Consider the following 6,445-nt stretch of genomic DNA (forward strand, 5'->3'; position numbering starts at 1 on the left):
GAGTATGATTATCACTAAAATCAGTCGTTTAGGAACTTATGTGGGAGTCAATCCACATTTTGCAACATTAATAGATTTTATAGAAAAAACAGGACTAGAAAATTTAACAGAAGGTCCGATTGATATCGATGGTGATCGATTGTTTGGAAATTGCTTTACTTATCTAGCAGACGGTCAAGCAGGAGCTTTCTTTGAAACTCACCAAAAATATTTGGATATTCATTTAGTTTTGGAAAACGAAGAAGCCATGGCTGTTACGTCGCCGGAAAATGTAAGCGTTACCCAAAAATATGATGATGAGAAAGATATTGAATTATACACAGGGGAAGTGGAACAGTTAGTTCATTTGAGAGCTGGCGAATGCCTCATCACTTTTCCAGAAGATTTACATCAACCCAAGGTTCGTATAAATGATGAACCTGTGAAAAAAGTTGTCTTTAAAGTTGCGATTTCTTAATGTAGAAAGGGAAGAACAATGAAAAAAATGAGAAAGTTTTTATGTTTAGCTGGAGTTGCGCTAGCAGCTGTTGCCTTGGTAGCTTGTTCAGGAAAGAAAGAAACTACAGCTGACACTGAACCACCGACAGAATTATCTGGTGAGATTACAATGTGGCACTCCTTTACTCAAGGACCGCGTTTAGAAAGTATTCAAAAATCAGCAGATGCATTCATGCAAAAGCATCCAAAAACGAAAATCAAGATTGAAACATTTTCTTGGAATGACTTCTATACTAAATGGACTACAGGTTTAGCAAATGGAAATGTGCCAGATATCAGTACAGCTCTTCCTAACCAAGTAATGGAAATGGTAAACTCAGATGCTTTGGTTCCTCTAAACGATTCTATCAAGCGTATTGGACAGGATAAATTTAACGAAACTGCCTTAAATGAAGCAAAAATCGGAAATGATTACTACTCTGTTCCTCTTTATTCACATGCACAAGTCATGTGGGTTAGAACAGATTTGTTAAAAGAACATAATATTGAGGTTCCTAAAACTTGGGATCAACTCTATGAAGCTTCTAAAAAATTGAAAGAAGCTGGAGTTTATGGCTTGTCTGTTCCATTTGGGACAAACGACTTAATGGCAACACGTTTCTTGAACTTCTATGTTCGTAGTGGTGGTGGAAGTCTCTTGACAAAAGATCTTAAAGCAGATTTGACAAGCCAACTTGCTCAAGATGGTATTAAATACTGGGTTAAAATGTATAAAGAAATCTCACCTCAAGATTCTTTGAACTTTAATGTCCTTCAACAAGCTACCTTGTTCTATCAAGGAAAAACAGCATTTGACTTTAACTCTGGCTTCCATATTGGAGGGATTAATGCCAACAGTCCTCAATTGATTGATTCGATTGATGCTTATCCTATTCCAAAAATCAAAGAATCTGATAAAGACCAAGGAATTGAAACCTCAAACATTCCAATAGTTGTTTGGAAAAATTCAAAACATCCAGAAGTTGCTAAAGCATTCTTGGAATCACTTTATAATGAAGAAGACTACGTTAAATTCCTTGATTCAACTCCAGTAGGTATGTTGCCAACTATTAAGGGAATTAGCGATTCTGCAGCCTATAAAGAAAATGAAACTCGTAAGAAATTTAAACATGCTGAAGAAGTGATTACTGAAGCTGTTAAAAAAGGTACTGCTATTGGTTATGAAAATGGACCAAGTGTACAAGCTGGTATGTTGACTAACCAACACATTATTGAACAAATGTTCCAAGATATCATTTCAAATGGAACAGATCCTATGAAAGCAGCAAAAGAAGCAGAAAAACAATTAAACGATTTATTTGAGGCTGCTCAGTAGATGTAAAAGACTAGAAAATAGGTGGGCTAGTGAGCTGAAAAGCCCTAGCCCAATCTTGTAAAAGAAGGGAGAAGGAGAATGGTTAAAGAACGTAATTTAACTCGCTGGATATTTGTTTTGCCAGCTATGATTATCGTAGGATTACTCTTTGTTTATCCGTTTTTCTCGAGTATTTTTTATAGCTTTACCAATAAGCATTTGATTATGCCTAATTATAAATTTGTTGGTTTAGCTAACTATAAAGCTGTGCTATCAGATCCCAACTTCTTTAATGCGTTCTTTAATTCAATTAAGTGGACCGTTTTCTCATTAGTTGGTCAAGTTTTAGTAGGGTTTGTATTGGCTTTGGCTCTTCACAGAGTACGCCACTTCAAGAAATTATATAGGACCTTATTGATTGTTCCTTGGGCATTTCCTACCATCGTTATTGCCTTTTCTTGGCAGTGGATTCTAAACGGGGTTTATGGCTACTTACCTAATCTAATCGTAAAATTAGGTTTAATGGAACATACGCCTGCATTTTTGACAGATAGTACATGGGCATTCCTATGTTTGGTGTTTATCAACATTTGGTTTGGAGCGCCGATGATCATGGTTAATGTGCTTTCAGCTTTGCAAACAGTACCAGAAGAACAATTTGAGGCTGCTAAGATAGATGGTGCTTCAAGTTGGCAAGTGTTCAAATTTATCGTCTTTCCACATATCAAAGTGGTTGTAGGGCTTCTAGTTGTTTTGAGAACTGTATGGATCTTTAATAACTTTGACATTATCTACCTAATTACAGGTGGTGGACCAGCCAATGCTACAACGACGCTTCCAATTTTTGCCTACAACCTAGGTTGGGGAACTAAATTGTTGGGTCGTGCTTCAGCAGTTACAGTATTGCTCTTTATCTTCTTGGTGGCAATTTGCTTTATCTACTTTGCTATCATCAGTAAGTGGGAAAAGGAGGGTAGAAAATAATGAAGAAGAAATCCGGTATTTATTTAGATATTCTCTCACATGTACTCTTGATTGGTGCGACCATCGTTGCAATTTTCCCATTGGTATGGATTATCATATCTTCTGTCAAGGGGAAAGGGGAATTAACTCAGTATCCAACACGATTTTGGCCTGAACAATTTACATTAGATTATTTCACTCATGTTATTAACGATTTGCACTTTATTGATAACATTCGAAACAGTTTAATCATTGCCTTAGCTACAACCGTTATTGCGATTATTATTTCTGCTATGGCAGCCTATGGTATTGTTAGATTCTTCCCTAAATTGGGAGCAATCATGTCGAGATTACTTGTCATTACCTACATTTTCCCACCAATTTTGTTAGCAATTCCCTATTCAATTGCCATTGCTAAAGTTGGATTAACAAATAGTTTATTTGGCTTGATGATGGTTTATCTATCTTTTAGTGTTCCATATGCAGTTTGGCTCTTAGTTGGATTTTTCCAAACAGTTCCAATTGGAATTGAAGAAGCAGCTAGAATTGATGGTGCAAATAAATTTGTTACATTTTATAAAGTTGTGCTACCGATTGTAGCACCAGGTATTGTAGCAACAGCTATTTATACATTTATCAATGCTTGGAATGAATTCTTGTATGCTTTAATTTTGATTAACAATACAGGAAAGATGACAGTAGCAGTAGCTCTTCGATCTCTTAACGGTTCAGAAATTTTAGACTGGGGAGATATGATGGCAGCATCTGTTATTGTGGTTCTTCCATCAATTATTTTCTTCTCTATTATCCAAAATAAGATTGCAAGTGGATTATCAGAAGGATCTGTGAAGTAAACGAAAGAAGGAAAAAATGAATAAGAGCGGTCTTTATTCAAAACTAGGAATTTCTGTTGTAGGAATTAGGCTTTTAATGGGAGTACCCACTTTGATTCATGCGAATGAATTAAACTATGGTCAACTGTCTATATCTCCTATTTTTCAAGGAGGTTCATATCAACTGAACAATAAGAGTATAGATATCAGCCCTTTGTTATTAGATAAATTATCTGGAGAGAGTCAGACAGTAGTAATGAAATTTAAAGCAGATAAACCAAACTCGCTTCAAGCTTTGTTTGGTCTATCTAATAGTAAAGCAGGCTTTAAAAATAATTACTTTTCAATTTTCATGAGAGATTCTGGTGAGATAGGTGTAGAAATAAGAGACGCCCAAAAGGGAATAAATTATTTATTTTCTAGACCAGCTTCATTATGGGGAAAGCATAAAGGACAGGCAGTTGAAAATACACTCGTATTTGTATCTGATTCTAAAGATAAGACATACACAATGTATGTTAATGGTATAGAAGTGTTCTCTGAAACAGTTGATACATTTTTGCCGATTTCAAATATAAATGGTATAGATAAGGCAACACTAGGAGCTGTTAATCGTGAAGGCAAGGATCATTATCTTGCAAGAGGAAGTATTGATGAAATCAGTCTATTTAATAAAGCAATTAGTGATCAGGAAGTTTCAACTATTCCCTTGTCAAATCCATTTCAGTTAATTTTCCAATCAGGAGATTCTACTCAAGCAAACTATTTTAGAATACCGACATTATATACATTAAGTAGTGGAAGAGTTCTATCAAGTATTGATGCACGTTATGGTGGGACTCATGATTCTAAAAGTAAGATTAATATCGCGACTTCTTATAGTGATGATAATGGGAAAACGTGGAGTGAGCCAACTTTTGCTATGAAGTTTAATGACTATGAGGAGCAGTTAGTTTACTGGCCACGAGATAATAAATTAAAGAATAGTCAAATTAGTGGAAGTGCTTCATTTATAGATTCATCCATTGTTGAAGATAAAAAATCTGGGAAAACGATATTATTAGCTGATGTTATGCCTGCTGGTATCGGAAATAATAATGCAAATAAAGCTGATTCAGGTTTTAAAGAAATAAACGGTCATTATTATTTAAAACTAAAGAAGAATGGAGATAACGATTTCCGTTATACAGTTAGAGAAAATGGTGTCGTTTACGATGAAACAACAAATAAACCTACAAATTATACTGTAAATGATAAGTATGAAGTTTTGGAGGGAGGAAAGTCTTTAACAGTCGAACAATATTCGGTTGATTTTGATAGTGGCTCTCTAAGAGAAAGGCATAATGGAAAACAGGTTCCTATGAATGTTTTCTACAAAGATTCGTTATTTAAAGTGACTCCTACTAATTATATAGCAATGACAACTAGTCAGAATAGAGGAGAGAGTTGGGAACAATTTAAGTTATTGCCTCCGTTCTTAGGTGAAAAACATAATGGAACTTACTTATGTCCCGGACAAGGTTTAGCATTAAAATCAAGTAACAGATTAATTTTTGCAACATATACCAGTGGCGAACTAACTTATCTCATTTCTGATGATAGTGGTCAAACATGGAAGAAATCCTCAGCTTCAATTCCGTTTAAGAATGCGACAGCAGAAGCGCAAATGGTTGAAATGAGAGATGGTGTGATTAGAACATTCTTTAGAACTACTACAGGTAAGATTGCCTATATGACTAGTAGAGATTCTGGAGAAACATGGTCAGAAGTTTCGTATATCGATGGAATTCAACAAACTTCATATGGTACACAAGTATCTGCAATTAAATACTCTCAATTAATTGATGGAAAAGAAGCAGTCATTTTGAGTACACCAAATTCTAAAAATGGCCGTAAGGGAGGCCAATTAGTTGTCGGTTTAGTCAATAAAGAAGATGATAGTATTGATTGGAAGTACCACTATGACATTGATTTGCCTTCGTATGGTTATGCATATTCTGCGATTACAGAATTGCCAAATCATCACATAGGTGTATTATTTGAAAAATATGATTCATGGTCGAGAAATGAATTGCATTTAAGTAATGTAGTTCAGTACATAGATTTGGAAATTAATGATTTAACAAAATAAAGGAGAAAAAACATGGTTAAATACGGTGTTGTTGGAACAGGATATTTTGGAGCTGAGTTGGCTCGTTATATGCAAAAGAATGATGGAGCAGAGATTACTCTTCTCTATGATCCAGATAATGCAGAGGCTATTGCAGAAGAATTGGGAGCAAAAGTAGCAAGTTCCCTAGATGAGTTGGTTTCTAGCGATGAAGTAGATTGTGTTATCGTCGCAACTCCAAATAATCTTCATAAGGAACCGGTTATTAAGGCTGCACAACATGGCAAAAATGTTTTCTGTGAAAAACCAATTGCGCTTTCTTATCAAGATTGTCGCGAGATGGTAGATGCATGTAAAGAAAATAATGTAACCTTTATGGCAGGACATATTATGAACTTCTTTAATGGTGTCCATCATGCAAAAGAACTAATTAATCAAGGAGTCATCGGAGACGTTCTATATTGTCACACAGCTCGTAATGGTTGGGAAGAACAACAACCGTCAGTATCATGGAAAAAAATTCGTGAAAAATCAGGTGGTCACTTGTATCACCATATTCATGAATTGGATTGCGTGCAATTCCTTATGGGTGGTATGCCAGAAACTGTAACCATGACAGGTGGAAATGTAGCCCATGAAGGTGAAAATTTCGGTGATGAAGATGATATGATTTTTGTCAATATGGAATTTTCTAATAAACGTTTTGCCTTGTTAGAATGGGGTTCAGCTTATCGTTGGGGTGAACAT

Annotated in this window: 6 protein-coding genes; all 6 read left to right on the plus strand. The window is 35.4% G+C overall.

From position 1 onward, the window contains the following. Positions 1-457, plus strand: a 457-nt coding sequence (locus QZ359_RS03730) for a YhcH/YjgK/YiaL family protein (RefSeq protein ID WP_293960191.1), incomplete at its 5' end; no start/stop codon positions are given. 18 nt (positions 458-475) lie between these two features. Continuing rightward, positions 476-1,813, plus strand: a complete 1,338-nt coding sequence (locus tag QZ359_RS03735; protein WP_261038940.1) for a sugar ABC transporter substrate-binding protein — start codon at positions 476-478, stop codon at positions 1,811-1,813. Positions 1,814-1,891: 78 nt separating this feature from the next. Next, entirely contained in the window at positions 1,892-2,776 is an 885-nt protein-coding gene (locus QZ359_RS03740; protein ID WP_000237988.1) for an ABC transporter permease subunit, read from the plus strand. Continuing rightward, positions 2,776-3,609 carry a carbohydrate ABC transporter permease gene (locus QZ359_RS03745; RefSeq protein ID WP_000730332.1) on the plus strand — a complete coding sequence of 278 codons (834 nt, stop codon included), beginning with the start codon at positions 2,776-2,778 and terminating at the stop codon, positions 3,607-3,609. The genes QZ359_RS03740 and QZ359_RS03745 overlap by 1 nt, the downstream gene beginning before the upstream one ends. A gap of 16 nt (positions 3,610-3,625) precedes the next feature. After that, the gene (gene nanB / locus QZ359_RS03750; RefSeq protein WP_293960460.1) at positions 3,626-5,719 is read left to right on the plus strand and encodes a neuraminidase NanB; all 2,094 of its coding nucleotides are present in this window, start codon (positions 3,626-3,628) and stop codon (positions 5,717-5,719) included. 12 nt (positions 5,720-5,731) lie between these two features. Beyond that, on the plus strand, positions 5,732-6,445 hold a 714-nt coding region (locus QZ359_RS03755), incomplete at its 3' end, for a Gfo/Idh/MocA family oxidoreductase (protein WP_293960463.1).

This window comes from Streptococcus sp., assembly GCF_019414905.1.
GTDB lineage: Bacteria > Bacillota > Bacilli > Lactobacillales > Streptococcaceae > Streptococcus.